Origin of the sequence: Streptomyces sp. NPDC020362 (assembly GCF_040642095.1) — a bacterium.
Classification (GTDB): Bacteria; Actinomycetota; Actinomycetes; order Streptomycetales; family Streptomycetaceae; genus Streptomyces.
The window spans coordinates 1-26,533 of sequence record NZ_JBFAET010000090.1; the positions used below are offsets into that span (position 1 = coordinate 1).

The 26,533-nt window shown below is 70.5% G+C and carries 21 protein-coding genes and 4 pseudogenes; 11 read left to right on the forward strand and 14 right to left on the reverse strand.

Features of this window, described 5'->3' with window-relative positions; genetic code table 11:
* The 5 genes from AB0H32_RS27435 to AB0H32_RS27455 all read right to left on the reverse strand — a co-directional run.
* Positions 1-1,164, reverse strand: a 1,164-nt coding sequence (locus AB0H32_RS27435; RefSeq protein WP_361125346.1) for an MFS transporter, incomplete at its 3' end; no start/stop codon positions are given.
* Positions 1,161-1,523 (reverse strand): MarR family transcriptional regulator, encoded by a 363-nt coding sequence (locus AB0H32_RS27440; RefSeq protein ID WP_014173936.1) that lies wholly within the window; start codon positions 1,521-1,523, stop codon positions 1,161-1,163. The genes AB0H32_RS27435 and AB0H32_RS27440, both read right to left, overlap by 4 nt.
* Positions 1,524-2,308: 785 nt before the next feature.
* Positions 2,309-3,160 carry an aldo/keto reductase gene (locus AB0H32_RS27445; RefSeq protein ID WP_361125348.1) on the reverse strand — a complete coding sequence of 284 codons (852 nt, stop codon included), beginning with the start codon at positions 3,158-3,160 and terminating at the stop codon, positions 2,309-2,311.
* Positions 3,161-3,201: 41 nt separating this feature from the next.
* Positions 3,202-4,230, reverse strand: a complete 1,029-nt coding sequence (locus tag AB0H32_RS27450) for an alcohol dehydrogenase catalytic domain-containing protein (RefSeq protein ID WP_361125350.1) — start codon at positions 4,228-4,230, stop codon at positions 3,202-3,204.
* Positions 4,231-4,294: 64 nt separating this feature from the next.
* Positions 4,295-5,272: an aldo/keto reductase gene (locus tag AB0H32_RS27455; RefSeq protein ID WP_361125352.1), complete on the reverse strand. Its 978-nt coding sequence runs from the start codon at positions 5,270-5,272 to the stop codon at positions 4,295-4,297.
* A gap of 216 nt (positions 5,273-5,488) precedes the next feature.
* On the opposite strand from AB0H32_RS27455, the gene AB0H32_RS27460 reads away from it, so the two are divergent.
* Together AB0H32_RS27460 and AB0H32_RS27465 are read left to right on the forward strand one after the other, a co-directional pair.
* Positions 5,489-6,394 carry a helix-turn-helix transcriptional regulator gene (locus AB0H32_RS27460; RefSeq protein WP_361125354.1) on the forward strand — a complete coding sequence of 302 codons (906 nt, stop codon included), beginning with the start codon at positions 5,489-5,491 and terminating at the stop codon, positions 6,392-6,394.
* Positions 6,395-6,905: 511 nt separating this feature from the next.
* Entirely contained in the window at positions 6,906-7,466 is a 561-nt protein-coding gene (locus AB0H32_RS27465; RefSeq protein WP_361125355.1) for a hypothetical protein, read from the forward strand.
* Positions 7,467-7,946: 480 nt separating this feature from the next.
* On the opposite strand, the gene AB0H32_RS27470 is transcribed toward AB0H32_RS27465, so the two are convergent.
* Complete coding sequence (locus tag AB0H32_RS27470; RefSeq protein WP_361125357.1) at positions 7,947-8,075, reverse strand: hypothetical protein; 129 nt, start codon at positions 8,073-8,075, stop codon at positions 7,947-7,949.
* A 35-nt stretch (positions 8,076-8,110) separates the two neighbouring features.
* Here AB0H32_RS27470 and AB0H32_RS27475 point away from each other — a divergent pair.
* A pseudogene (locus AB0H32_RS27475) lies at positions 8,111-8,706 on the forward strand (IS5 family transposase); the annotation flags it as partial.
* 27 nt (positions 8,707-8,733) lie between these two features.
* Here AB0H32_RS27475 and AB0H32_RS27480 read toward each other — a convergent pair.
* The 5 genes and pseudogenes from AB0H32_RS27480 to AB0H32_RS27500 form a co-directional block, all read right to left on the reverse strand.
* A pseudogene (locus AB0H32_RS27480) lies at positions 8,734-9,138 on the reverse strand (IS630 family transposase); the annotation flags it as partial.
* 527 nt (positions 9,139-9,665) lie between these two features.
* Positions 9,666-9,800: pseudogene (locus AB0H32_RS27485) on the reverse strand (flavin reductase family protein); the annotation flags it as partial.
* 96 nt (positions 9,801-9,896) lie between these two features.
* Positions 9,897-10,577, reverse strand: a complete 681-nt coding sequence (locus AB0H32_RS27490; RefSeq protein ID WP_361125359.1) for a DUF6215 domain-containing protein — start codon at positions 10,575-10,577, stop codon at positions 9,897-9,899.
* 82 nt (positions 10,578-10,659) lie between these two features.
* A complete protein-coding gene (locus AB0H32_RS27495) occupies positions 10,660-12,138 on the reverse strand; it encodes a glutamate-cysteine ligase family protein (RefSeq protein WP_361125361.1) in 1,479 nt (492 codons plus the stop codon).
* A 93-nt stretch (positions 12,139-12,231) separates the two neighbouring features.
* A complete protein-coding gene (locus AB0H32_RS27500) occupies positions 12,232-14,295 on the reverse strand; it encodes a SpoIIE family protein phosphatase (protein ID WP_361125363.1) in 2,064 nt (687 codons plus the stop codon).
* A gap of 197 nt (positions 14,296-14,492) precedes the next feature.
* On the opposite strand from AB0H32_RS27500, the gene AB0H32_RS27505 reads away from it, so the two are divergent.
* Positions 14,493-16,955: a SpoIIE family protein phosphatase gene (locus tag AB0H32_RS27505; RefSeq protein WP_361125365.1), complete on the forward strand. Its 2,463-nt coding sequence runs from the start codon at positions 14,493-14,495 to the stop codon at positions 16,953-16,955.
* Positions 16,956-17,141: 186 nt separating this feature from the next.
* Here AB0H32_RS27505 and AB0H32_RS27510 read toward each other — a convergent pair whose 3' ends face one another.
* On the reverse strand, positions 17,142-17,963 hold the full coding sequence (locus AB0H32_RS27510; RefSeq protein ID WP_361125392.1) for an NAD(P)H-binding protein: 822 nt from the start codon (positions 17,961-17,963) through the stop codon (positions 17,142-17,144).
* Between the two features lie 84 nt (positions 17,964-18,047).
* On the opposite strand from AB0H32_RS27510, the gene AB0H32_RS27515 reads away from it, so the two are divergent.
* Complete coding sequence (locus AB0H32_RS27515) at positions 18,048-18,656, forward strand: TetR/AcrR family transcriptional regulator (protein ID WP_361125367.1); 609 nt, start codon at positions 18,048-18,050, stop codon at positions 18,654-18,656.
* Between the two features lie 12 nt (positions 18,657-18,668).
* Here the strand turns inward: AB0H32_RS27515 and AB0H32_RS27520 are convergent, their stop codons facing one another.
* Both AB0H32_RS27520 and AB0H32_RS27525 read right to left on the reverse strand, forming a co-directional pair.
* Entirely contained in the window at positions 18,669-19,148 is a 480-nt protein-coding gene (locus AB0H32_RS27520; RefSeq protein WP_361125369.1) for a hypothetical protein, read from the reverse strand.
* Positions 19,149-19,307: 159 nt separating this feature from the next.
* Positions 19,308-21,146 (reverse strand): acyl-CoA dehydrogenase, encoded by a 1,839-nt coding sequence (locus tag AB0H32_RS27525; RefSeq protein WP_361125371.1) that lies wholly within the window; start codon positions 21,144-21,146, stop codon positions 19,308-19,310.
* A gap of 500 nt (positions 21,147-21,646) precedes the next feature.
* Here AB0H32_RS27525 and AB0H32_RS27530 point away from each other — a divergent pair, with 500 nt between their 5' ends.
* The 6 genes and pseudogenes from AB0H32_RS27530 (at position 21,647) to AB0H32_RS27555 (ending at position 26,492) form a co-directional block, all read left to right on the forward strand.
* Positions 21,647-22,330: a ScbR family autoregulator-binding transcription factor gene (locus AB0H32_RS27530; protein ID WP_361125373.1), complete on the forward strand. Its 684-nt coding sequence runs from the start codon at positions 21,647-21,649 to the stop codon at positions 22,328-22,330.
* 118 nt (positions 22,331-22,448) lie between these two features.
* Positions 22,449-23,687 carry a cytochrome P450 gene (locus AB0H32_RS27535; protein WP_361125375.1) on the forward strand — a complete coding sequence of 413 codons (1,239 nt, stop codon included), beginning with the start codon at positions 22,449-22,451 and terminating at the stop codon, positions 23,685-23,687.
* A gap of 275 nt (positions 23,688-23,962) precedes the next feature.
* Positions 23,963-24,619 (forward strand): ScbR family autoregulator-binding transcription factor, encoded by a 657-nt coding sequence (locus AB0H32_RS27540; protein WP_361125377.1) that lies wholly within the window; start codon positions 23,963-23,965, stop codon positions 24,617-24,619.
* A gap of 796 nt (positions 24,620-25,415) precedes the next feature.
* A pseudogene (locus AB0H32_RS27545) lies at positions 25,416-25,760 on the forward strand (hypothetical protein); the annotation flags it as partial.
* A 25-nt stretch (positions 25,761-25,785) separates the two neighbouring features.
* Complete coding sequence (locus AB0H32_RS27550) at positions 25,786-26,067, forward strand: L-tyrosine/L-tryptophan isonitrile synthase family protein (RefSeq protein WP_361125394.1); 282 nt, start codon at positions 25,786-25,788, stop codon at positions 26,065-26,067.
* Positions 26,068-26,093: 26 nt separating this feature from the next.
* Positions 26,094-26,492: an ACT domain-containing protein gene (locus tag AB0H32_RS27555; protein ID WP_361125396.1), complete on the forward strand. Its 399-nt coding sequence runs from the start codon at positions 26,094-26,096 to the stop codon at positions 26,490-26,492.
* Positions 26,493-26,533 lie beyond the last annotated feature (41 nt).

Consider the following 26,533-nt stretch of genomic DNA (forward strand, 5'->3'; position numbering starts at 1 on the left):
CGAGAAGCCGCCGACGCCGAAGCCGAGCACGCCCATCGCCGCGAACAGTTCGGCCAGGTCCGACCGGGCCGCCACGAACAGGGCGAACCCGCCGCCGACCACGACGGCGCTGCCGGCCAGGAGCAGGGGGTCGGCGATCCGCGTCCGGACCCGCGGCGTGAGCTTGCCGGCGACGAACCCCAGCACCGAGAACGGGATGAGGACCAGCCCGGCGACGAAGGTCGTCAGCCCGAAGCCGTAGCCGGCGCCGTGCGGCGTCTGCGCGTACCGGGTGATGAGCGTGAGCAGGAGGTACATGCCGATCCCGCCGACGAACATGGCGAGGTTCGCCCCGGCGACCGCCGGGTGCCGCACCGCCCGCACATCGACCAGGGGCGTCGTGCTGCGCAGCTCGATGACGGCCCAGACGCAGAGCAGCACCACCGCGACGACGGCGAGGCCCGCCGCCACGGCGAGGTGCCGGCTCCACAGATTCCGTTCGCCGGCGAGGAACAGCACCAGGAGCAGCGCAGCGGCCAGGACGACCGCGCCTGCCACGTCCACGTGGGCGGAGCGGCCTTCGGGGGCTTCGGGCATGGAGCGCCACGCGGTCAGGAGGGCGGCGGCGGTGACGACCAGGCCGAGGCCGTAGGCGGCCCGTACCCCGCCGAGCTCGGCGAGCAGTGCGGCCAGCGGGTAGCCGACGCCGGCCCCGATGATCGAGACCACCGAGATCAGGGCGATCACGGCCGCGCTGCGCTCCTCGGGGAGGTGGTCCCGGGCCACGCCCATCATCAGCGCCGTCAGCCCGAGCCCGACGCCCTGGGCCGCCCTGCCGGCCAGCAGCCACGCGAACGGCAGCGGCAGCACGGTGAGCGCGCTGCCGGCGACGACGACCGCCAGCGTGGCGAGGATCGTGGCCCGCCGGTGCGGGCCGGCTCCGAGCCGGCCCAGGACCGGCGTGGCGACGGCGCCGCTGAGCAGCGCGACGGTCAGCGTCCACTGCGCGCTGCCGAGCGAGACGTGGAACGAGGTCGCCACGCTGGTGATGAGCGGCGTCCCGAGGCTGGCGACCGCCGCCACGACCAGAGCGATGAACATCAGGGCGGGGACCAGCAGCCGCGCCTCGGAACGCGCCACCGGGAACGCCTTCACCGCGACCCTCCCGACCGGCTGCCCGGTCACTGCTTCGGCCCTTCGCGGTCCTGGCTTTCGAGCTCTGCCAGATGCTTCAGCGCCGGAAGGGCCGCCACCAGCGCCTCGACCTCGTCGCCGGTGAGCTCGCCGATCAACCGCTCGAACGCGTGGACGCCCGCCTGGCGCCGCGTCCGGACATAGGAGGCGCCGGCCTCGGTCAGGCACACCAGCGTGACCCGCTTGTCGGACGCGTCGCCCCGCCGCTCGACCAGGCCGGACTCCTCCATCACCCGGACCAGGGCGGTCATCGCGGGCTGGGTGACGCCCTCGACCGCGGCCAGATCGGTGATGCGCCGCGGGCCGGTCCGGTCCAGGGTGGCCAGGGTGGCGGCGGACGTCAGGCTCATGTCCCGGGGCAGGCGTCTCGCGGCCCTGGTGGCCAGGCCGTAGAGGGCTGCCCCGATGGCGGCGGACGCGCCAGGAGCGGTGTCTTGACGACTCATGCTCGAAGCATAGCATTTTTATATTCATAGTTTATGGAAATGGTCGACTGCGCTGTGGTGGCGCCAAGGAAAGTGACCCCGGATCTCAAGATTCCCGACTGAGTCGCGGAGAGCCTCTTCGGCAGAGGTGGAACCGCCGACTCGAAGTGCTGGGCGAGGACCCGTTCGGTGATCCCCACCGTCCCTCCGAGCCCCGGATCGAAGTGGCCACCCCCCGAAGTCATCGTGCTCACCGGCCTGTTCACCTCCCCGCACTGGCGCGACCACCCCCAACTGCCTGCAGAGGCAGCACGCCGTTTTGGCGTTGCTCAGACCCAGCTCGGGCCGGGACTGGTCCGGAAACTGCCACCTTCACTGCGAATCCTGGAGCAGGGCGTCTCACCACCCTGACAATGCCCAGCTCAGGAACCACCGGTCTCGCCATGATCGATGAGACGCGAACCCGGCGCCGCGCTCAGCCCGCCCCGAAGCCCGGGCCTCCACGCTCTGAGTCGCAACCCAACCTGTCACCCCCCAGGTCAGCGGCCCTCTCTCGTCAAGATCTAATGAGACGGGACAAGCCTGTTCACTCCTTCGAATGCGTCAGACGTGATGCAGACCTCCCCTGGACAGTCTCCTAGCAGCGCGCCTCTTCAGCCACCAGCCGTCATGGGGGGGCAACGGCTCGCCCCTGGGGTGGCGGGTTCGGGTCAGGCGTCCAGGCGGCGCCTCGCGAGCCAGGTGACGATCTCGGGGTCGTGGTGGTCGAAGAACAGGGAGCTGCCGGTGTCGAGGGTGGCGATCTGTGCCATCTGTTCGTCGGTGAGCTGGAAGTCGAAGACGTCGATGTTCTCGACCATGCGTTCGGCGCGTACGGACTTGGGGATGGCGACGACGCCGCGCTGGGTGAGCCAGCGCAGTACGACCTGGGCGACCGACTTGCCGTACTCCGTGCCGATCTCGGCCAGCAGCGGGTGGGTGAACAGGTCGTTCTTGCCTTCGGCGAAGCCGCCCCAAGACTGGATCTGCACGCCGTACTCGCGCATGAGGTCCTGGTAGTCGGCGCGCTGGAAGAAGGGGTGGGTCTCGATCTGGTTGACCTGCGGGGTGATCTCGTTGTTGACGATCAGGTCGATCAGGCGGTCGGGGTAGAAGTTGGCGACGCCGATCGCCTTGGCCGCGCCCTCGCGGTTGAGGGCTTCCATGGCGCGCCACTGGCCGTACGCGTCGCCGAAAGGCTGGTGCATCAGGTACAGGTCGAGGTAGTCCAGGCCCAGCTTGGTCAGGGATGTCTCGAACGCGCGCCGGGTGTTGTCCTCGGCGGGGGCGTCCTGGACCCACAGCTTGGTGGTGACGAACAGGTCCTCGCGGGCGATGCCGCTGGATTTGATGGCGCGGCCTACGGCTTCTTCGTTGCCGTAGGCGGCGGCGGTGTCCAGCAGGCGGTAGCCGGCGGCCAGTGCGTCGGAGACCGCGCGCTCGGTGTCCTCGGTGGGGATCTGGTAGACGCCGAAGCCGAGGAGCGGCATCTCGACGCCGTTGTTGAGAGTGACGGTCTGCATGAGCGGGGTGTCCTTCGCGCTGTGCGGATGGGAGTGGGTGGTCAGGGGCGGATGAGGGCCTTGAGGACCTGGCGGTCGGCCATCGCCCGGTAGGCGTCCGGTGCCTGGTCGAGGGTGAAGATCTGGTCGAAGACGCGGCCGGGGGCGATGGTGCCGTCGAGGACGTCGGGCAGGAGCTGCTCGATGTACGCGCGGGCGGGGCTGGCGCCGCCGGTCAGGGTGATGTTGCGCATGAACTCCGCCGGGCCGATCGGGCCCTGCTCGTACTGGGGGACGCCGAGGCGGCTGATGGTGCCGCCGTCGACGACCGCGCCGATGGCGGTGTCGAGGGCCTGGCGGGTGCCGACGGCTTCGATCACCTTGTCCACGCCGCCGGTCAGTTCGCGGATGCGGGCGACGCCTTCCTCGCCGCGTGCGGCGACGACGTCGGTGGCACCGAAGTGGCGGCCGAGGTCGGTGCGGGATTCGTGGCGGCCGGCGAGCACGATTCGCTCGGCGCCGAGCCGCTGCGCGGCAATCACCGCGCACAGGCCGACCGCGCCGTCCCCGACGACGAGCACCGCATCGCCGCGGCCCACCCCGGCGGTGACCGCGCCGTGATGGCCGGTGGTCATCACGTCCGACAGCGCCAGCAGGGACGGCAGCAGCGCGGAGTCGGCGGCCACCGGGAGTTTGACCAGGGTGCCGTCGGCGTACGGGACGCGGACGGCTTCGCCCTGCCCTCCGTCGACGCCGCCGAATCCGTACCGGCCGCCGCTGCGGCACGAGATGTGCAGGCCCTTGGCGCAGTAGTCGCACGTGTTGTCGCTGTAGGTGAACGGGGCGACGACCAGGTCGCCCGTCTTCAAGCCGGTCACGTCCGCGCCGGTCTCCTCGACGACGCCGAGGAACTCGTGGCCCATGGGGCGGCCGGCGTCGGCGGCGGGCATCGACTGGTAGGGCCACAGGTCGCTGCCGCACACGCAGGCGGCGACGACGCGGACCACAGCGTCGGCGGGGTTCGCGATCTTCGGGTCGGGCCGGTCCTCGACGCGGACGTCGCCTGCTCCGTACATCACTGCTGCACGCATGAAAGGGGTGACTCCAAACGAGGGAGAAGTGGCGCCACGCGAAGCGCAGCGAGCCGGGGCGGGATCAGCGTTCGAGCATCTGCGCCTGGGCCGCGGTGTGGGTGTCGCCGGCGGCGGGCGGCAGGCTGCTGAGCTTGTCGAGCTGCTCGGCGGTCAGCGTGACTGTGTCGGCGGCGGTGTTCTCCTCGACCCGGCTGACGCGCTTGGTGCCGGGGATCGGGGTGATGTCATCGCCCTGGGCGAGCAGCCAGGCCAGTGCGACCTGCGCCGGTGTCGCGCCGACCTCGGTGGCCAGAGCCTTGACCTCGTCGGCGAGCGCGAGGTTGCGCTTAAAGTTCTCGCCAGTGAAGCGCGGGTTGTTGCGGCGGAAGTCGTCTTCGTCGAACTGGTCGGTGGAACGGACGGTGCCGGTGAGGAAGCCGCGTCCGAGCGGGGAGAACGGGACGAGGCCGATGTTCAGCTCCCGCAGGACGGGCAGGACGCGCTCCTCGATGCCGCGGGTCCACAGGGAGTATTCGGACTGGACCGCGGTGACGGGCTGGACGGCGTGGGCGCGGCGGATCGTGTCCGGGCCGGCCTCGGATAGGCCGAAGGCGCGGACCTTGCCCTCGGCGATCAGCTCGCCCACGGCGCCAGCGGTCTCCTCGATCGGCGTGTTCTGGTCCACTCGATGCTGGTAGTACAGGTCGATGTGGTCGGTGCCCAGCCGCTTTAGGGAGCCCTCGACGGCCGTGCGGATGTTGGCCGGGCTGGAGTCCAGGTTCCACGCGCCGTCGCCGCTGTGGGAGACCAGGCCGAACTTGGTGGCCAGCACCACCTGGTCCCGGCGTCCCTTCAGCGCCCGTCCGAGCAGGTCCTCGTTGGTGTAGGGGCCGTAGATCTCGGCGGTGTCGATGAGCGTGACGCCCAGCTCCAGTGCCCGATGCACGGTCCTGATCGACTCCGCGTCATCGGTGCCCGAGCCGGTGTAGCCGTGGGACATGCCCATCGCGCCCAGCCCGATCCGTGAAACCTCCAGGTCACGCAGCTTGATGTACCGCATCTCGCCCTCTTCCGATCCATGGTGTTGCCCGGTCTCCCATGTCGTCCGGCCCTGCAGGTCGTTTCAGTTGGAGCCTGGGCGGCGGCGAGGGGCCGGTGTCTTCCTCATTCACCTTCGCCCGGATCGCTCCGGCGTGGCAGGGCGGGCTCTTCGGGGGTAATGACAGGACCCCCCTCCCGGCCGCGCCGCGGGTGCCCGGCGGGTGAGACTGGAGTCATGGCATCCCAGAGCGCGCACAGCGAGGGCGCCGAGCTGGGCCGCTACCTGCGCGCCCGCCGCACCCAGACCAGCCCCGAACACGTCGGCCTCACCGTCGGCGCCGGCATCCGCCGTACCCCCGGGCTGCGCCGCGAGGAGCTGGCCACCCTCGCCGGCATCAGCATCGACTACTACGTACGCCTGGAACGCGGCAAAGAGACCCGCCCCAGCCCCGCCGTCCTCGACTCGCTCGCCCGCGCCATGCACATGGACGACCAGGAACACCAGCACCTTCGCGAGCTCGCCGCTCGCGCCGCCCGCTACGTGTCCGAACCACCGCCCGCGCCCAGCCGCACCGTGCGCCCCCACCTGAAGCTGCTGCTGGAGTCGCTGCGCCCGAACCCCGCCTACGTGATCAGCCGCAGCATGGACCTGCTCGCCTGGAACCCCGGCGGCCTCGCCCTGTACACGGGCCTGGACGACTGGCCGGCCAAGCACCGCAACCTCGCCCGCTACCTCTTCCTCCACCCGGCCGCGCGTGACCTGTTCCCGGACTGGGACCGCCAGATCACCGGCTGCGTCGCCCGGCTGCGCGCCGTCGCGGGCACTGCCCCCGACGCCCCCGACCTCACCAACCTCGTCGGCGAACTCCTCCTCAAAAGCCCGGACTTCGCGGGCCTGTGGGAGCGCTACGAGGTCACCGGCCGCAAGCCTGCCCAGAAGGTCTTCCAGCACCCGCAGGTCGGAACGCTCACCCTCACCTCGCAATCACTGCACGTCGAAGGCACCCCCGGCCAACGCATCGGCGTCTACACCGCCGAACCCGGCAGCCCCGACCACGACGCCCTGCTCCTGCTCGACATGACCGCTCCCCGGCCCACCGAACGTCCTGCGGCCACCAAATCCACCGGTGAGGAGTCGTAACCCACTACGGGCGATGCGACCTTCGTCGGCCGCCCACGCGGCCCCACACGGGAAAATCCACGCTCGTGAGGTCCGCGCGGACATGCCACGTTCGTGAGACTGAGCAACTGTGCCGCCGACCTGAGACCGCGGAAGAACTGTTGGTGAGCGAGAACAGTCTGCGGCACGAGCAGCGAGAGCGTACATCCACCCTATGCGGGATCTCAGTACCCCTGGCCGGGTCTCACAGCCGATGGCCACCCGACGGCCGACAGGCCACAGTACTGAGATCTGCTGGTCAGCCTATTCGCTCTTGTACGGAGTGAATCCGTGATCGTACGTCAATTTCGCTGACCATACGGAGTAACACAGCAGGCAGGAGACTGCACCCTCCGGGCAGAGTAGGGGAATGGGAGATGCTGGGGAGAGGTCGGCGAGGCCTCGTGGGAGGCAACGATTCGAGGCCGTGCATAAGTGGTCTGCTACGGCTGCGGCTGTCGTCGCCCTGGCCATTTCGCTCTACAATTTCGCCGTGCTGCAGCGTCAACCAAAGCTCGATGTGGCGCTACCTCACCTCTTTCGCCTCGAAAAGGTCGGCAATGATGTCCGATTCTACGTGCAGCCCACGCTGTCCACCAGGTCCAAGAGCGAGAACGTCGAATTAATCCGTGACGCGCACCTAAGGCTCACCCCTACTGGCGCAATCTCTCATTCGAAGCGGCCGATCTTTTATTGGAGAGAGAGCGTCGCATGGCATTACGATCCGGCTACGGATACAGTCAATAACCATTGGGGTAGCGACCCTGCCCCATTTATCGTCAGCCAAGATAGACCTCAACAGCCGTCATTCGAGTTCCGCGCCGACAACTGGATGTACCAGGCGGGCCAATTCGAAGGCTCCCTTGAGGTGCTCCGTTCCGGAGGCAACACTCCTTTGATTGAAAGGTTCTGCCTGATCATTTCGAAGGCGGCCGTCAATGAACTGCAGAATCCACAGCCGCCGGATCAGACAATCCGATTCTTCCGCAACGACCTGCCCAAGTTCGCCTCGTCCGGCAGCTCTTCAAGCTGCTACCGGAGGGACACGGATTAGGAACCGGAGAGACTCGGCGCCCGCTGCCAGCCGAGCGACCTTCCTCACTTCCCGAGCACCTTCGCCAGCGAATCCCCGCTATTCCCATTGTCACAGTCGGCGGGTGCCATCAAGTCGACTTTAAGATATCGCCGCCGCCCGGCCCGTCTTCACTGTCCTCACCTCCGCCGCAACAAGGGAGGCATAGCGAGGAGGAGGTCTCGCTCGTCTTCGCTTGGCGGCGTCCCCGGAAGACCGATGCCACTCGCCCTGATCATGCTGGTGGTGGTGCTGATCGCGGTCGGTCTGATCGCCATGGCGGTGGCCTTGATCGCCTAGATCCCCAGGCAGCTGCGGACCTTCGACCCTGCTGACCATCCAGCCGGAACGAAGTGCAGCTCGGTTGACTTCTCAGGCCGTGTGAGACACCCCGCAGTTTCGATGCAGCAACGCTGCGCGGCACATCCCGCCGAACCGGCACGGGCCAGCCGGTGCCGGAGGTCAGAGATCGTCGTGTGCCAAGGCAGCGGCCAGGCGGGCTTCCAGTTCGGCGAGCCATGAGTGGTAGGCGGCGAGAGCTACATACCGCCAACCGCTGCCGTACACCCGGCGGCCGGTGTAACAGGCCATTTTCATTTGGTGTGATCTTGCGGGATGCTGGCGGGATGGCGAGTGAGCTTGTCGAGCGGTTGGTGCCGAACCGTTTGTGGGAGTTGTTCCAGCGGGTTGCGCCGCCGGCGCCGACCCGCCCGCAGGGTGGTGGTCGGCGTCGAAGCCACGGAGATCGCGAGGTCTTGGCCGCCATCGTGTTCGTGGCCACGTCAGGCTGCACGTGGAACCAGCTCCCTCCCGGGTTCGGTCCGTCTGGGGTGACCGCGTTCAGGCGATTCACCGAGTGGTCCGAGGCTCGTGTGTGGGCCAAGCTCCATCGCCTGGTGCTCGACGAAGTGGGTGGTCGGGGCGAGTTGGACTGGTCGCGGTGCGCGATTGACTCCGTCAGCGTCCGCGCGGTCAAAGGGGGACACTGACGGGACCGAATCCGACCGACCGTGGTAAGGGCGGATCGAAAATCCACCTCATCGCCGGCCGGAACGGGCTGCCCCTCTCGATCGGCATCTCCGGCGCCAACCTGCACGACAGCCAGGCCCTCGAGCCCCTCGTCCGCGGGATACCGCCCATCCGCTTTTGACGCGGACCCCGCAGACGACGCCCGGCCAAACTCCACGGCGACAAGGGATACGACTACTCTCGCCTGCGGCGAATTACGCATGCGGGGCATCCATGCATCTTGCCGGTGGTTCACGCCCCACAGGGTGTCGTCGCCGACCGAGTAGCGGCCGTGGAAGTAGCGGACTCCATGAGTGCGGTGGTAGGCGGCCGGCAATCGGTCGAGGCGCCCTTGTCCGGCCCAGCCCCAGCCCGCGGTGGGGCGGATGCCGAGCGGGCTGAAACTCGTCGAACGCGAAGATCCGGTCTGGAGAGCGGTCCAGGACGTGCTCGATGCGGTTGAGTTTGGCGTCACGCTCGAGATCGGGGGACTCCTTCCACGTCTTGGTGCGCTGGAAAGTGACGCCACGGCGGGCGAGTAGGCAGCGTAAGGTCTCGCGGCCAACGCGGATGACCCGGCCGTGCACACCGGGCAGGTAGATCAGAAGGTGCGGATCGACCATCGGGTGAAGGGCTGGCCGAGCTTGGCCCGTCTGGTGCCAGGGCTGGGTGCGGACGGTGGCTGGAGCGATATGCCGTAACCGAGCTCCTGCTGCAACGGCGAGTCGAAGCCGTACGGGAAGCGCAGCTTGAACTGGTACAGGCACTCGAACAGATACTTCAGTTCACTGAAGCTGAAGTCGATGTCGGGCGTATCGGCCAGGGGCGCGGAGGGCAGCGAGGACTCCTTGGGCCTTGCTGCTTCCCGGGTCAGGACGTAGGTGTTGCGGGTGGCTTCGGCGAACAACCCGGCCCGGTCTAGCAAGGCCGTGAGCTCCACCGCCGGGTCGTCCGCGTCCGGTGCCTCTCAATTCGCGCGACGTTCCGACAACGCGTCGACAGCACGCCCGCAACATACGTGGAGGCAACGCGGGTGGTGGCGCGTTGGCTATCGGAGGTGTCCCCCCCCGCAATCTGGATGCCCAGCCGGCGGCAAGTCGACCACCTTGCCGACCATCCTGTATGCGCGTTGGCGTGCCAGCCAGATCGTCATCGCTTTCCTCAGAACATCGCAGGCGCCAGGTTGGCCGTCTCGCCGTCCGCGGCCAGGGTCGACACCCAGGCGATCGGCCGCGGCACCACCACGGCAGTCAGCAGCTGGTAGAACGACCTCGGGTCCACGGTTGCCGGTGGGTAGTCGACACGCATGGCAGCACGCTATGTGCTACCGCGTGCTGACGCACAGGCAGCGTCCTCTTTCCGCTCGGGAGAGCGTCCGCAGCCGGGCACGGAGCCGGTCCGGTCTCAGCCGCCGCTCCAGCCGGGGACCGTCGGCAGGACCCGCTCGGCCACACGCAACAGCGCCGCGTCGTCGGGCGGTACGTCGTCCTGGCGCCAGAGGGCGACCTCGAACGAACCGCCCCCGTCCTTGGCGTCCCGGGCGACCAGCAGATGACGGGCGATGCCGCCGGTGCTCGTGTCGACCTTGCCGCCGCCGAGGTTGAAGCCGATGGCGATGGTGTGGTCCGAGTAGAGCACGGCGGGGTGGCCGAGGACCGTCCTCGACTCCGCCGACCTGCCGAGGAGTCCGGACATCTCGCCGACCCGCAGATCGTCGTCCGACGCCCACAGCTTCACGGAGTACGTCTTCAACGAGACCTCCGCCTGCGGCGAGGGGGTCTCGGTGCCGTCGGCGTCCTTGACCGAACTCTCGGACCCGTAGGCGGTCTCGGCCTGCTCGGTGGGGGTCCCGAGGAGCGCGGGCAGGTCCCCTCGGTTGAGCGCCGTACACAGCCGCGCCGCGGACACATGGGGGCCGGCGGCCCTGTGGTGGTCGTCGGAGCAGGCGGCCGGTCCCCGGTCCGAGGAGCCCTGCCATGTGTCCTGCGCCCACAGAATTCCCAGCAACCCGCCGAAGACGACCACCGCCGCCAGTGCCTGGACCCCCGGTCTTCGGTTCTGCTCGGACGCGGATTCGTCGGCCATGCCCCCACCTCTGCTGTTCCCCCGGCAAATGCCCAGGGAGCGTACCCGGTGATCGTTCTGTCGGGCATCCGGGAATACGCGGTCAGTCGACCGGCCACGTGTGCACCGGCGCGTTCAGGTGCATGTAGTCGATGTACAGCTGTGTCATCCGCCGCAGGCACTCGTGCCGGCCGGCCCGGGTGGAGGCCTCCAGGCGGTGGACCATCTCCTTCTGCCACACGGCCCCGTTGCGCGCGGTGACACAGCGCTGCTCGATGATGCCGAGCAGCGGCTCCCGCCAGGCTGCGTCCATGCCGGAGTGCTCGAGGCCGCGATGGGCCAGGGGGAGCAGACGCCGCAGGACGAGTTCGGGCACCGGCACCTCGCCCATGCCCGGCCAGTACAACGCCGCCTCGATCCCGTGCCGCGCCGCCGTGTGGAGGTTCTCCTCGGCAGCGGCGAAGGACATCCGCGACCACACCGGCCGGTCCTCCTCGACCAGGGCCCGGGTGAGCCCGTAGTAGAAGGCGCCGTTGGCGAGGGTGTCGGCGACGGTCGGCCCGGCGGGCAGCACCCGGTTCTCCACCCGGACGTGCGGTCTGTCCTGGGCGACGGCGTACACCGGCCGGTTCCAGCGGTAGATCGTGCCGTTGTGCAGGGTGAGTTCGGCGAGTTCGGGGATGTCGCCGCGGTCCAGCGTCTCCGCCGGGTCCTGGTCGTCGCACAGGGGCAGGAGGGCCGGGAAGTAGCGCAGGTTCTCCTCGAAGAGATCGAAGACGCTGTTGATCCATCGCTCGCCGAACCACACCCGGGGCCGTACCCCCTGAACCTTGATCTCCTCCGGCCGGGTGTCGGTCGCCTGCTCGAACAGCGGGATGCGGGTCTCGTGCCACAGCTCCTTGCCGAACAGGAACGGCGAGTTGGCCGACAGCGCCACCTGGACCCCGGCGATCGCCTGCGCCGCGTTCCAGTAGGGAGCGAAGTTCTCCGGGGAGACCTGAAGGTGGAACTGCGTGCTGGTGCAGGCGGCCTCCGGGGTGATGGTGTCCGCGTAGGTCCGCAGCCGGTCGACACCGTCCACCTCGATGCGCAGGTCCTCGCCCCGGGCGGCGAAGATCTGGTCGTTGATCAGCCGGTAGCGCGGATTCTCCGACAGCGTCTCCTCGCCGATGGCCTCCTGGCGCAGGGTGGGCAGAATGCCGATCATGACCAGGCGGGCCCCCACCGACCTGGTCCGCTCGTCCGCGTGATTCAGCGCCGCGCGGATCTCGGACTCCCAGGCGTCGGGACCGCCCGCGGTCAGCCGGCGCGGCGGAACGTTGATCTCGAGGTTGAACCGGCCCAGTTCCGTGGACCACGCGGGATCCGCGATCGCCTCCAGCACATCGCTGTTGCGCATGGCCGGCTCGGCCTCGCCGTCGACCAGATTCAGCTCGATCTCCAGCCCGACCTGCGGCCGTTCGGCCTCGAACTGCGACTCGCGCAGCATCTGCGCGAACGCCTCCAGGCACTCCTGCATCTTGATCCGGTACCGGCGGCGGTCCTCGCGGGTGAAGACGAGCGCCGGGACGTCACGTCCCATCGGCCCTCCAGGGTTCCGCTCCTCGGACACCTCTCCCACCCAGCGTCGCACCGACCGGCGACCCCCACCAAGCGGATGGGGAGTGCCTACGGCCTACAGGGCACGGGCGACGAGCAGGGCCACGTCGTCGTGGTCGTCGGGATGGCGCAGTCCGTGCAGCAGCAGGTCGCAGGTCTCCTCGAGCGGGCGACCGGGCTCGCCGAGGAACCCGAGGAGGACGTTCAGGCGGTCGTCGATGGGGTGCTGCCGGGTCTCCACGAGGCCGTCGGTGTAGAAGACCATCAGGTCGCCCGAGAACAGATCGGCCGTGGTGGTCTCGAACGGGATGCCGCCGACACCGAGCGGCGCCCCGGTCGGCAGGTCCAGGAACGAGGCCGGCCGGCCGGGCCGCGCGAGGGCGGGCGGCATGTGTCCCGCGTTGGCGATGGTGCACTGTTTCGTGCGGGGGTCGTAGACCGCGTAGATGCAGGTGACGATGTAGTGCTCCAGATCGCAGGTGATCTTGTCGAGATGCTGGAGCACCGCGCCCGGGGCGAGGTCCAGGTCCGCGTAGGCACAGGTGGCGGTGCGCAGCCGCCCCATGGTGGCGGCCGCGTCGATGCCGTTGCCCATGACGTCGCCGACCACCAGGGCGGTCTTGTCCTCGGAGAGGGGGATGACGTCGTACCAGTCGCCGCCCACTTCGCTGGTGGCCTGGGCGGGCTGGTAGCGGGAGGCGAGTTCCAGGCCCGTGTGGTGCGGCGAGTGGTCGGGCAGCAGGCTGCGCTGGAGGGTGAGGGCGGTGTTGCGCACGCTCTGGAACCAGCGGGCGTTGTCGATGGCCACGGCGGCGCGGCCGGCCAGCTCCGCGGCCAGGACCACGTCGTCCTCGTCGAACGGCTGCGGGTTGCGGGTGCGTTTGAGGTCGAGGGCGCCGAGCACCTCGCCGTGGGCGATCAGCGGCACGGCGAGATAGGAGTGGACGCCGGCCTGGGCGAGGAGTGCGCCGGCCTCGGCGCTGCGTGCGATGCGCGGCAGGTCCTGGTCGCCGACATGGCGGACGAGGACCGGGCGGCCCGTGTGCACGCACAGGGTGACCAGACGGTCACCGTCGTAGGCGGCGAGGTCGCCGGGCGGGTCGGCGGCGCGCAGCGCCACGGTCGGGTGGGCCGCCTTGAGGGCGAGGGCGCGGAACAGCTCCGGGCCGTTGTCCGGCTGACGGACCCGGCGGCACGCCAGTGCGGCGTCGAGCACGTCCACCGCGACCACGTCCGCGAGCACCGGGGTGCAGATGTCGGCCAGTTCGTGCGCGGTCTGCTCCACTTCCAGGGTGGTGCCGACCCGGGCGGAGGCCTCGGCGATGAGGGCCAGGCGACGCCGGGCCCGGTCGGCCTCGGCGGCCGCGTGGTGGCGCTCGGTGACGTCGACGACGGAGGCGGCCGCGCCGAGGACCCGCCCGCCGGGGTCCTCCAGACGGTAGAAGGACAGCGACCAGGCGTGCTCGTGGTCGGGGTCCGCCGGGGGACGGCCCACGTGGTACTGGTCGAGCAGGGGTATGCCGGTGGCGAGCACCTGACGCAGCGCGGACTCCACGGTGTTCACGTCGGGGAAGGGCAGCGTCTCCCGCAGATGACGGCCGATGTGGTCCTCGGCGGGAATGCCGTCGATCCGCTCCAGCGCCGGATTGACCAGGAGGTAACACAGCTCGGGATCGAGCAGGGCCAGGCCGATGGGGGACTGGTTGATCAGCCGCTCGCACAGGGCGAGGTCGGTCTCGACCCGCTGGAGCAGGGTGTGGTCGGCCGCGATGCCCAGCGCGTAGACGTCGCCCAGGTCGTCCAGCAGGCGCATCGTGCGGAATTCCGTCAGGCGGCTGCTGCCGTCCTTGAGCCGGACCGGGAAGGCGCCCGCCCAGCCGCGGCCGGTCTCCAGCACTTCGGTGAACAGACTCACCACGGCCTGCAGGTGCTCGGGGCGGATGAGCAGCTGCGCCGCGTCCTTGCCGAGGACGTCGTCCGCGGTGTAGCCGAACAGCTCCTCGGCCTGTGGGGTCCAGAAGACGATGCGCCCGTCGGTGTCCAGGGCCACCGCGGCCACGCTGAGCATGTCCAGCAGGCCGGTCGGCCGGGGCCGCGGGGCGCCGTGGTCGTCGCCGTCGCGGAAGGATTCCACTGCCATCCGAGATCCACCTCCACCGGCCGGTCGGCCGGCCTAGCGGGTGCGGCCGCGCCCGAGCGCAGATGACCGGTACCTCCATGCTGCCCCCGGCGCTCCGTCTGGCCCAACCCCAGGGCTGTGGCCCGGGCGGCGCGCCACCCGGCCCGTGCGCATCGGACGGACAGGAAGGAACATGGTGGGGACAGAGGATGGAGCGGATGGAACCTGGGCGAGAGGGTGTCGACGCCTCCACGTCGGTCGGGACGGGCGATCTCTTCGACGCGTCCACCGATGCGACGGCGGTGCTCTCGGCGGACGGCGTCCTGGTCGGCTGGACCCGGGCCGCCGAAGCACTGCTCGGCTACCGCGCGCCGGAGGTCGTCGGCCGTTCCGCCGGGCGTCTGCTGGCCATGCCCGAGGATTCGGCGCGCGCCGTCGGCATCGCGGACCGCTGCAGGGCCGGCATGGGATGGAGCGGTCTGATCCCCGTACGGCACCGGGACGGCCACTCCATCGACATCGATCTCCGGGTCTCGGCCGCCTTCCGTATCGGTGGGAAGGAGTGCTTTCTGCTCTCGGCGCGGGAGCAGCGGCGGCAGTGGACGGTGGGCCAGTCCGTGTTGGACGGATTCCTGACCCGCTCACCGGTCGGCATGGCCGTGATGGATCTGGAACTGCGCTATGTATGGCTGAACGACACGCTGGAACGGTTCGGCGGTGTGCCTCGGGACCAGCGGCTGGGGCACCGGCTGAGCGAGCTGCTGCCCGGCCTGCAGGCGGAGACCATCGAGGGGCTGATGCGCAAGGTGCTGGTCACGGGGGAGCCGGTGACCGACTACGAGTACCTCGGATGGAGCTGGGCCGACCCGCACCGTCGGCACGCCTACTCCACCTCGTTCTTCCCTCTGGTGGACGGGGCGGACTCGATCACCGGGGTCTGCTACATGGTCCAGGACGTCACCGAGCGCTGGACCACCCGCCAGCTCCTGTCGCTGGTCAACGAAGCCGGCACCAGCGTCGGCAGAACCCTCGACGTGATGCGGACCGCGCAGGAACTGGCCGACTTCGCGGTCCCCCGTTTCGCGGACTTCGTCGTCGTCGACCTGCTGGAGCACGTGCTCAGCACCGAGGGGCACGGAGCCTGGCTGAGCGACGCGGGGCCGGCCCCCGCGCGGCCTGCGATGCGCCGTGCGGGCCTGCGGTCGGTGCGCGAGGGCTGCCCGGAGGCGGTGGCGCAGGTCGGCGAAGAGGTGGACTTCCTGCCTCCGCCCAGCGACGCGAACCTGCTCGTCGACGGTGATCCGGTCCTGATCCCGGTCGTCGACCCGTCCGACGGACTCTGGGTGGCCGAACAGCCCGAACGGGCGGCCCGGATACGTGAGTTCGGCATCCACTCCCTCATTTGTGCGCCGATGCGGGCCCGTCATACGGCGCTCGGTCTCACCACGTTCGCGCGCTCGCTCAACCCGGTCCCGTTCGGGCCCGACGACGTCCTGCTGGCCCAGGAGCTGGTGGCACGAGCGGCGGTGTGCGTCGACAACGCCCGCCGGTACACCCGGGAACACACCGCGGCGGTCACCCTGCAGCGCAGCCTGCTTCCGCACGCCCTGACCGGCGGAACGGCGCTGGAGGTGGCCTCCTCCTACCTGCCGGCGGACCCGACCGGTGGGGTGGGCGGCGACTGGTTCGACGTGATCCCCCTGTCCGGCGCCCGCGTGGGCCTGGTAGTCGGGGACGTGGTCGGCCACGGCATCTCCGCCGCGGCGAGCATGGGCCGGCTGCGTACGGCGGTGCAGACCCTCGCCGCCATGGAGATGGCCCCCGACGACCTGCTCGCCCGACTCGACGACCTCGTGCTGCGGCTGAGCGACGAGGAGGCCGGCCGCGACGCGGCCACCAGGAGCACGGCGACCTTCGTCGGAGCGACCTGCCTGTACGCCGTGTACGACCCGGTCACCCGCCGGTGCACGATGGCCCGGGCCGGACATCCGCCGCCCGTCGTCGTCGTACCGGACGGACACGCCTACTTCCCGGAGATTCCGGCCGGCCCCCCGCTCGGTCTGGGCGGCATGGCCTTCGAGGTCACCGAGATCGAGCTGGCCGAGAACAGCCTCGTCGGTCTCTACACCAACGGCCTGATCGAGGGAGCCGACCAGGACGTCGAGTCGGGCATGGCCCGCCTCGGCGCGGTGCTGGCCCGGACCGGAACCGACCTCGGCATCCTGTGCACCTCCGCCGTCCAGGAGCTGGTGCCGACGCCGCAGCCCGACGACATCGCCCTGCTGCTGGCGCGCGCCCATGCCCTGAGCGAGGACCAGGTCGCCCAGTGGGAGGTGCCCGCCGACCCGGCCGCCGTCGGGCACGCCAGGGCCGAGGCCACCCGTCGGCTGGCGGACTGGGGCCTTGAGGAGCTGACCATGACGACGGAACTCATCGTCAGCGAACTGGTCACCAACGCGATCCGCTACGCCGACCCGCCCATCCGGCTGCGGCTGCTCCGTGACACCCGCCTGACCTGCGAGGTCGCGGACGCCAGCAGCACCGCCCCGCGCATGAGACACGCCCGCAGCATGGACGAGGGCGGCCGGGGCCTGTTCCTGGTCGCCCAGCTCGCCCACCACTGGGGCGCCCGCCACACGGCCGAGGGAAAGATCATCTGGGCCGAGCAAGAGATCCCGTGACGTCCGGGCCCCGGCCCCGGCTCCAGCCCCGGCTCCAGCCCCGGCCCCGGCTCCAGCCCCGGCCCCGGCCCCGGCTCCAGCCCCGGCCCCGGCTCCAGCCCCGGCCCCGGCTACGGAGCCAAGGGCCGTGGTCGGCGAGCCGGGCGAGGCGTTCCCGGCGGGTCCGCACCCTGACCCCGGACGGCCTCAGCGGAACGCCGGCGCGTTGCGGGCCGCCCAGGCGGCGAAGGGGGTCGCGGGGCGGCCCAGGATCCGCTCCACGTCCGCGCTGACGGCCTGCTCCTCAGCGGTCGGCTCGCCGAGGATGGAGAGGGTCCCCGCCACCACCGGGCCCGGCATGAACTGTGCCATCTGTTCCCGGGCCTCCTCACGGCTCTGCTCCACGAAGGCCACCGGCTCACCCAGGGCGTGTGCGATTCCTGCGGCCCGCTGCCGGGGGGTGGTGGCCACGGGGCCGGTCAGGGTGTAGGTGACGCCGTCGTGCCCGTCCTGGCGCAGCACGGCGGCGGCGACCGCGGCGACGTCGTCCGGGTCGATGAACGGCAGGGCCACGTCGGCGAAGGGCGCCGCCGCGGTGCGGCGGCGCCGGACGGAATCCGCCCAGGCGAGCACGTTGGAGGCCATGCCGCCCGAGCGCAGCACAGTGAAGGGCAGCCCCGAGGCGGCGAGGGCGGCCTCGAAGGCGGCGGCGTGCGCGTAGCCCTGTGGCCGGGTGCCCACGCCCTGCGAGGACAGCAGGACCACCTTCGCCACGCCGGCCGCGGCGGCCTGCTTCAGGATCCCTTCCGGATCGTCACCGGCCACCAGCAGGAACAGCGCCGCGGCCCCTTCCAGCGCAGGCCCGAGAGCGGCCGGCTGCCCGAGGTCGGCGGCGACGGCCCGCACTCCCGGCGGGACGTCCCCGGGGGTGATGCGCCGGGCCACTGCCGTCACGGCCTCGCCCTCCTCCGCAAGCTTCGCGACCAGCGCCCGCCCGACATTCCCCGAACCACCCGTCACCACGATCATTACGTCCACCCCTCGGATTGAGTTAGCTGACTAACTAAGTCGCCACGTTAGTCGCGGCAGCCGGCTTTGTCTATTCTTAGTCAGGTGACTGACTCAACATCCGGTGCGGCGGCCGGAGCCGCCGCCCGTTCCCGCCGGGGCGGCAAGCGCGAACGCCTGGTCGAAGCCGCCGTCCAGGTCTTCCACCAGCAGGGCGTGGAGAAGACCACGCTCGCGGACGTCGCGCGGGCCGGCGATGTCCCCCTCGGCAACGTCTACTACTACTTCAAGACCAAGGACCAGCTGGTCGAGGCGGCGGTGGACGCCCACTGCGACCGGCTCACCGCGCTCACCGCCCGCCTGGACGCACTCCCCGACGCGGCCACCCGGCTGAAGACGCTGATCGACGGCTGGGTGGAGCAGCGCGAGACCGCGGCCCGCTTCGGCTGCCCCTTCGGCACGCTGGCCACCGAACTCGACAAGCGTGACGACGGCCTGGACGAGGCCGCCGCCCAGGTCATGAAGGCTCTGCTCGACTGGGTCGAGCGGCAGTTCGCCGAGCTGGGCCGGTCCGACGCCCGCGCCCTCGCCATCGAGCTGGTCGCGGCCTACCAGGGCATGTCGGTCCTCACCAACACCCTGCGCGACCCCGGCCTGATGGCCGATCAGGGCAGCCGGCTCCAGTCCTGGATCGACGGCCTCGCAAGGCCCTGACCCGGCTCCGGGTCAGATGCCCATGGAGGCCATCTCCACGGCCGAACGGTAGTTGACGGCCGCGGTCACGACGCAGGCGCGGTAGGTCCGGTTGTCCTTCACGACCAGGAAGTAGTCGCGCAGATTCTTCCAGTGTCCGACCAGGTGGCCGATGCCCGGCACGAAGCCCGGCGGGCGCGGGACGAGTGCGAACGCCTCGCTGCACTTGAGGATCTCCCCGGTGGCCGTCGACAGGACGTCTGCCACGTCGGCGTTCATGTTCCAGCCGGCCGCCAGCTCCGGGGTCCAGATCGCACCGGCCACCTCTCTGAGGTGCTCCTGTTCCTCGGGCGTGGGGTCGGCGAGTGGGCCCGCCCTCATCCCCGCGGCCGCGGGCGCGCCGCCCCTCGCGGCCGCGCAGGGTTCCGCCACGGCCACGGCGATCAGTGCCGTCGCCACGGTGAGCGCCGCGGTCAGTACCGTGCGGCCGGTATGTCTGCCTTCTCGTGCCATCCGTCGACCCCTCCCGTCGGTTCCCGGCCCGCCCGGCCGGGGCCGTCCGAACGTGTCATGGGCAGGCGAACACGGCAATGGCGACAACTCGCCATGGTCCGGGCGGGCAGTGGCGGCCGCAGGGCACCCCGTGAGCGGCCGGCCGTCGCAACCCGCCTGCTACTCGGCCGCGGTGGCGTAGTCCGCGAGCGAGACACGGCCCGAGTTGGCCAGCGGGATCCCGTCGAGGTACGCGGCGGGCAGGTCGAACGCCGCGACCAGGTCCGTCATGTGCGGGGCGAGGTCGCGCAGCACGTCGTCCAGGAGCTGGGGCAGGGCGCGGACCTGCTCGCGGGAGAGATGGCCGTCGGCCAGCAGATCACCGGTGTGCTCGCCGAGCTGCTCCAGCAGGAACAGCAGGCAGAGCCTCTCCAGGAGGTCACGGGCCTCGGGGTCCGCCGCCCGGGCGGCCGCCTCCAGGAAGGCGTCGGCCGCCCGTAGCCGGGCGTGCACCGACACCATCTCCAGGGCGGCGGAGGAGGCGCCGTTCCACCGTTCCACCGGATCCCCGGAAGGGCCCCGGCGCAGCGCCGCGCGCGCCCGGTCCTGCCAGATGACCTCGGCCCCGGCCAGCAGCCCGCGCACATGCCGGGGATCCGTCAACCGGGCCACTGGGCCAGGGGAGTCGGGGGCCGTCCGGGGCGGCTGGTGCTCGAAGAGCATCTCGGCGGCGGCCTTCACCCAGATCACCAGGTTGTCGCCCTCGGCGGTGATGGTGCCCTCGACGTACTGCGGGAACTCGGACAGGCCGTTGACTGCGAACAGGCCCTGCGCGCCGCAGCGTTCCCGGCACTCGATGGTGATGTCCCGTGCCTGCCAGGTGATCCAGCTCTTGGCGACGGCGATCAGGCGCTCGGTCTCCGCCCGCCGCCCGGTGTCACGGCCGGCGTGCTGCTCGGCCCACTGCGCGAGCACCGAGCGGTGCAGGAAGGTCATGGCGTAGGCCGTGGCGAGGCCCTTCAGGAGCCGTCCGTGGTGCGAGCGGTGGGCGTTGACCGGGATGCGCTGACCCGCCCGCGGGCCGCTGACCTGCCGCTGGTCGCCGTAGCGGACGGCTATGGCGAGAGCGGCCCGGGTAGCGCCGACGGCGGCACCGCTCATGCACAGCTTGCCCATCGTGACCCGGCCGATGGACTGCAGGAACCGCTTGCGCCGGTTGCCGAGGCTGCTGTGGAGGCGGCCGTCGGCGTCCAGACGGCCGTGCGCGGACTCCAGCAGGGCGTCGCGCGGGAGCAGTACGTGGTCGAACGCGGTCAGGCAGTGGTCCACCGGTGCGCCGGAGCGCAGGGGCAGCCGGCGCACCCGTACGCCCGGCAGCAGGCCCCGCTCGTCGCTCAGCGGCGTCAGGAACAGGAAGACGCCCTCGTCGCGGCCGTCGACGAGGAGCCGGGCCGCCACCACGGCGCTCTTGGGCCCGCCGGTCATGCTGGTGTTGGGCATGAACTTCTGGGCGCCCGCGTGCGGGGTGTTGAGTACGAACCCGCCCGTGACCGGGTCCCGTTCGGCGGTGGTCTGCAGGGCCGAGGCGTCGTTGCCGTGCTCCAGCTCGGTGCACAGGAACGTGCCGGTGCGCCGCAGGGTCGTGTAGTCGGACAGGTCCCGGCTCTCGGCGCCCTCGTGGTCGAGCAGGCTGCCGAGGAAGAGGTTGTAATGGATGCTCGCCACCGTGCACAGGCCCCCGCCGCCGTCCACGATCGCCGCCCACTCGTGCAGCCCTGCCAACAGCCCCGGGTCGTCGGCCAGCTGCTCGGCCCCCTGGACGGTGTCGTTCACCACACGCAGCCACTCGTAGGAGAGGGCGGCGCGTTCGGCGGAGCCCAGTCCGGGGCGGTGGCGGAACGTCTCCTGCGCGATGAGATCGCGCCACCTCGCGTGGATGTGCTCCCGGTCCTCGCCGCCGAAGAGAAGACGGGTCAACTCACCGGCGGGCGTGCCGGGAAGCATCCCGTCGGCCCTCAAGTCCGGACCGTCCGCCCGGCTCCTTTCCGGATGAGTCACCTGATGTGTCTCATAGGGCTCGATCTCCGGCAAAGAGGGGATATGTACCTGAGGTGTCAGAAGGGTCATGACCCTCTCCAGTAGTCGCAGATCCGGAAGGGTGGGATGCGCAGAGTCAGAAGATACGGACCTCCCGGTTTTCTAATCAAGCCAAGTTTCTGCCAACGGCGGCTGAACTGCGACGACATGGGGAAGGGGGCCGGCCGCCGAAGCGGAAGGGGATTTCCGGTGCCCCTGCCGGGCGGGAGAGCCTTCTGGCGTGCGCATCTGCTGCTCGGGCGTTGAGATACCGGCTGACAGGTTTTATTCTTGCCCACAGCGACGGCCGGGATTTCCTGCGTGCAAGGTGAGGAGGGGACACGTGCATGCTTGAAAGGCCATCTTTCGGGGTGGCAGGATACGTACCTGTCGGTTTCTTTTTGTCGCCGACCGGCCCGTGAAGCCAGTGCGGAGGATGTGCCGTGGCCTTGCAGGAACGAGCGATCAGGACAAGGCGCAACATCCTGGTGGCAGCAGCCGACGTCTTCGCCGAAGTCGGCTACGAGGCGGCGACCATCTCGGAGATCCTCCAGCGGGCGAACGTCACCAAGGGTGCTCTCTACTTCCACTTCGCCTCCAAGGAGCAGCTCGCCCAGGCGGTGCTGACCGACCAGCTGAAGGCCGTGCCGGCCTCGCCGCCGCGGGAACTGGTGCTCCAGGAGGGGCTCGACGCCGGGTTCCTCCTGGCTCACCTGCTCGGCACGGGCGACCCGATGGTGCGCGGCAGCATCCGCCTGACCGTGGACCAGGGTTCACCGCACGACGGACTGGACCGGCGGGTACCCATGGCCTCGTGGGTCGACCACAATGCCCACCTGCTCGAACGGGCGAAGGCCAACGGGGAGTTGCTGCCCCAGGTCGACGTGGAGGCCGCAGCGAAGGCGTTCGTGGCAGCGTTCACCGGGGCGCAGGTGCTGTCCAAGATCATGAACGACCACGCGGACCTGATGGAACGAGTGGTCGACCTCTACCGGCACCTGATGACCAGCATCGCGGTCCCCGCCGTGCTGGTGCGTCTGGACATGTCACTGGACCGCGGAAGGCGGGTCTACGAAGAGGCCATGGAGATGAGCCGGGAGCCGGAGGAGGCCCCGGCCGTCGGCTGAGCGGACACCCTCCGACGACCACGGAGGCAGGCATCCCGGGTGCGGGGAGCGGACATCGCTGCCATGGGCACGTCGCGGCACAACAACGTGATGCAGGACCGACCCAGGGAGCACTCTGATGGAAAACACCGCCTGCCCCTACGCCTTGGACCTGATGGGCCGGGACCACAGGGGAGAGGCCGCGATGCTGCGCGCCCGGGGCCCCGCGGTCCAGGTCGAGCTGCCCGGAGGGGTGCTCGCCTGGGCCGTCGTACAGCAGGCGTACGTGGAGCGGTTGCTGACCGATCCGCGCGTCTCGCGCAGCGCCCGCCTGCACTGGCCGCCGTTCATCGAGGGAAAGATCACCCAGGAATGGCCTCTCTACCCGTGGGTGGCCAACGAGAACATGCTGTTCGCCTACGGAGAGCATCACACCCGGCTGCGCCGGCTGCTGGCCGGAGCGTTCACCGCGCGGCGCTCCGAGGCGCTGCGCCCCCGGGTTCAGGAGCTGTCGGCCGAACTGCTGGACAGACTCTCCGCCCTCGCGCCCGGAACCCGGGTCGACCTGCGCACCGCCTACGCGGAGGTGCTGCCGCTGCGGGTCATCTGCGAGCTGTTCGGTGTGCCCCAGGGCCCCGAAACGGACGCCCTTTCCACGGCGTTGAGCACGGTGTTCAGCTCCACCGTCTCCGCCGAGGACATGGAGGCCGCTCGGCTGGAGGCGTTCGGGCGGCTCGCGGCTCTGGTGAAGGCCAAGCGGGAGCGGCCCGGTGACGACCTCACCAGCGCGCTGATCACGGCCCGCGACCACGGCGACCGCCTCACCGAGGAGGAACTGCTCGGCTCCCTCTTCATGTTCATCGCGGCCGGCCAGGACACCACGGCCACCCTCATCACCAACGCGGCCGGCGCGCTGCTGACCCACCCCGAGCAGCTGGCGCACCTGCGCGAGGGCCGGGCCGCCTGGCCGGACGTGATAGCCGAGACCATGCGGGTGCACACCCCCGGTGCATACGCGCCGATGCGGTTCGCGGTGGAGGACATCGACCTCGACGGAGTGCGGATCCGCAAGGGCGACTGCATCCTCGTCAACTTCGCGGCGGGCGGCCACGAGACCGACCGCCACGGGCCGGACGCGGACCGCTTCGACCTGCTGCGCACCGCCGACCGTGACGTCCTCGGCTTCGGCCATGGCCCGCACCGCTGCCTCGGCGCACCGCTCGGCGAGATCGAGGCCGCCTCCGCCCTGTCCCGGCTCTTCGAGCGGTTCCCGGACGTCCGGCTCGCCTGCGCGCCCGAGGAGTTGGAGCCGTTGCCGACCTTCATGCTGAACGGCTACCGGTCGCTGCCCGTGGTGCTGCGTCCGTCGGCGTCCTGAGCGCGGGGCGATGTGCCCGACGGAAGTCCGCTGCCCGACCGGGCCGCGGACTTCCGCGTTCCCCGGAGTTCACGTCGCCTTACCGATCTCCTTGCGGGCAGGTCACCCAAACCAGGCACGCGGTTTGGTTGGTCCCAAGTGCCGTCCCTCGACGTTTTTGCCCTGGCGTGCCGTCAGGTCTTGCCGCACCGAACCCTCATAAACATACTGAACATGCGGTTATCCCGAGTCGAGAGCCCGGGGCCGCATCCGCGCAGGTTCAGGAGGAGGGCGTCATGGTCAAGCAGGTCCGTGCGGCTCGCACACGGCAGGCCCTCGTCCTCGCGGCGGCGGAGGCCTTCGCTCACGACGGATATGCCCGTGCGTCGCTGCCCGCGATCAGCAAACGGGCCGGGGTGAGCGCCGGCGCCCTGCACTTCCACTTCCCGAGCAAGGACGCCCTCGCGGGCGAGATCGAGAGCGTGGCGGCGCGCCGGGTCGAGGAGTTGGCCGAGCGCTGCCGGTCGGCGGGCGGCAGCGCGCTCGGGGTGCTGGTGGCGGCCATCCGTCAGCTCGTGGTCACGTTCGCGACCGACCCGGTCGTGCGCGCCGGATTCGCCCTCAGCGGCGATCTGTCCCGGGACGGCGGTGCCACGGTGCTGGACCGGTGGCACGGCTGGGTGCGCGACGTCGTCGTAGAGGCGCAACGGACGGGGGAGCTGACGGACGGCGTCTCGCCCGATGGGGTGGCCGTGGCCGTGGTGGCCGCGACGGTCGGCTTCGAGGCGCTCGGCAGCCGGGACCGCGACTGGCTGTCCAAGGAACGCATGGTGGAGTTCTGGGCCTGCCTGCTGCCACGGTTGTCAGCCGTTCCCGGTCATGATCCCGCCGGTGTGGCCGAGAGCGGGACGGCCGGCGACCGGGACGCCGAGAACCTTCTCGCCGGTCTGTGAGCGTGCGGCCCCGACAGCACGTCGGCGCGCGGCTCCGCCGCGCGTGACGCGTGCCGTATCCCCCGTACGGAACTCGGCCCGTCCACGGCTCGACTCCTGAGGCGCTACGGCCCCAACCCGGGGACGGCGTGCGACGTGAGCTGGAGAAACGCTTGATGGACGAGTCCCGTCGGTTGCCCTTGGGCGCGGGGGCGGCCCTGCGCGGAGCGGTGCCCTGTGCGCGCGGATGCGTGAGGCCGGCCCGGTCCACCGTGTCCTCTTCCCGAACGGCGTACGGGCCTGGCTGGTCACCGGCTACGTCGCCGCGCACGCGATCCCGAACGAGGACCCCCTCGGCAAGAACCACGACCGGGGCGAAGACCAGTGGCGGGCCGGTGCCTCGATCATGCCCGAGCCGCAGCACTCCCGGCTCCAGGTCCACCCTCTCCACCAGGACCCGCCGGTCCACACCAGCAGAGGTGCTTCGCCACCGACGCGTTCACCCCGCGGCGCATCGAGGGGCTCTGCCCCGTTTCCAGGAACTGGCCGACACCGTCGTCGACGCGCTCCCCGGGACCGGCCCCGCCGACCTCGTCAGCGGCTTCGCCGCCCGCTTCCCCTCCCTGGTCCTCGCCGAAGTGATCGGCCTTCTCGCGGAGTTGGCGGCCCGTTTCGACCGCGACTGGGACAAGGTCGTCCAGCCGGTGGGCCCCACCGACCCAGGCCGCCCGCTGTACGAGGCCCGGCTGTACGGGCTGGAGCGCTGCATCGCCGACCTCGTCGCGCACAAGCGGGACCACGGGGACGACGAAAGCGGATGCCGTGGGCGGGCGGGTCTACCCGCCCGGTGCCCGGTGGTCATCTGCTCCGGCGGCCATGTCTTCGGCGACCTCGTCCGCGTCCCGGAGCCGCACGTCGACGCCTGCTCCGACGAACTGCGGGCGCTCATCGACCACTTGGCCCTCGCCAGACTGTCGGTCTTCGACTGCGTGACGTCTTCGGCACTCTGCCGTACGAGGCGAAACGCGCTCGCGTCCTTGACCGTTACGCCCCGACGGTGGCGGACCTGCGTGCCCAGGTCAGATCCGGCGACCCCGCATTCGCCCTCTACCGGGGCCTCACCCGCTTCCTCTTCGAGGACACCGCGGACCACCCCGGCGCCCGATCCGCTTTCCAACGCGCATGCCGTGAACGCGCCTACGGCGTCATCCAGCGCAGTCGCGCCTGCGGCGCTGATCCCCGAGCACCATCCCCGTGCCGTCCGGCCGTCCATCCATCCCCAGCCGGCCGGCACGCCCGAGTTCGGCATCCGCCTGACCGACGCCCCGGACGTCCGGACCATCCCGTGGCACTCGGCCGCCCTCCGCCGGCCCGCCGGCACCTGGACGCTCCTGCCGAGCGCCCGGAACGCCCGACTGGGCCGTCTGGTCCACCGCGACACCAGGCCCAGCCACTTCGAACAGCGCTGAGGCCCGTCTCCCGTAACGTGGTGATCATGAACGGTGAGAGTGATCTGCAGAAGCTGCTGAGCGGGATGCGTCCGGAGCTGAATCCGGGCCGGTACGTGTTCACCACCGTCGAGGGCGGCGTGCCCTCCGGAGTGAGCCCGGTGGTGACGGTCGCCGAGGAGGAGGGCCTGACCGTGGTGGCCCCGCTGGAGGATGCGGACGCCGCGGGGATGGGCTACGACTACGTGGCGGGCTGGATCACCCTGCGGGTCCACTCGGCCCTCGAGGCCGTGGGGCTGACCGCCGCCGTCGCGCGCGAACTCGCCGACGCCGGCCTGAGCTGCAACGTCGTCGCGGGATTCCACCACGACCACCTCTTCGTGCCGTACGAGCACGCCGACCGGGCGGTGGCCGTCCTGGAGGACCTGGCGGAACGCTCCTCCTGAGCTGCCGGACGACGCGCAGGAGCGCGCGGACACGGGGGTTG

Coding starts and splice junctions, on each gene's coding strand:
- AB0H32_RS27510 (WP_361125392.1), bottom strand. CDS start 17,963: ATGATCGTGGTGACGGGTGGTTCGGGGAATGTCGGGCGGGCGCTGGTC.
- AB0H32_RS27460 (WP_361125354.1), top strand. CDS start 5,489: ATGGCATCCCAGAGCGCGCACAGCGAGGGCGCCGAGCTGGGCCGCTAC.
- AB0H32_RS27505 (WP_361125365.1), top strand. CDS start 14,493: ATGGAACCTGGGCGAGAGGGTGTCGACGCCTCCACGTCGGTCGGGACG.
- AB0H32_RS27450 (WP_361125350.1), bottom strand. CDS start 4,230: ATGCGTGCAGCAGTGATGTACGGAGCAGGCGACGTCCGCGTCGAGGAC.
- AB0H32_RS27520 (WP_361125369.1), bottom strand. CDS start 19,148: ATGGCACGAGAAGGCAGACATACCGGCCGCACGGTACTGACCGCGGCG.
- AB0H32_RS27535 (WP_361125375.1), top strand. CDS start 22,449: ATGGAAAACACCGCCTGCCCCTACGCCTTGGACCTGATGGGCCGGGAC.
- AB0H32_RS27445 (WP_361125348.1), bottom strand. CDS start 3,160: ATGCAGACCGTCACTCTCAACAACGGCGTCGAGATGCCGCTCCTCGGC.
- AB0H32_RS27555 (WP_361125396.1), top strand. CDS start 26,094: ATGAACGGTGAGAGTGATCTGCAGAAGCTGCTGAGCGGGATGCGTCCG.
- AB0H32_RS27490 (WP_361125359.1), bottom strand. CDS start 10,577: ATGGCCGACGAATCCGCGTCCGAGCAGAACCGAAGACCGGGGGTCCAG.
- AB0H32_RS27440 (WP_014173936.1), bottom strand. CDS start 1,523: ATGAGCCTGACGTCCGCCGCCACCCTGGCCACCCTGGACCGGACCGGC.
- AB0H32_RS27495 (WP_361125361.1), bottom strand. CDS start 12,138: ATGGGACGTGACGTCCCGGCGCTCGTCTTCACCCGCGAGGACCGCCGC.
- AB0H32_RS27500 (WP_361125363.1), bottom strand. CDS start 14,295: ATGGCAGTGGAATCCTTCCGCGACGGCGACGACCACGGCGCCCCGCGG.
- AB0H32_RS27455 (WP_361125352.1), bottom strand. CDS start 5,272: ATGCGGTACATCAAGCTGCGTGACCTGGAGGTTTCACGGATCGGGCTG.
- AB0H32_RS27470 (WP_361125357.1), bottom strand. CDS start 8,075: ATGGCCTGTTACACCGGCCGCCGGGTGTACGGCAGCGGTTGGCGGTAT.
- AB0H32_RS27540 (WP_361125377.1), top strand. CDS start 23,963: ATGGTCAAGCAGGTCCGTGCGGCTCGCACACGGCAGGCCCTCGTCCTC.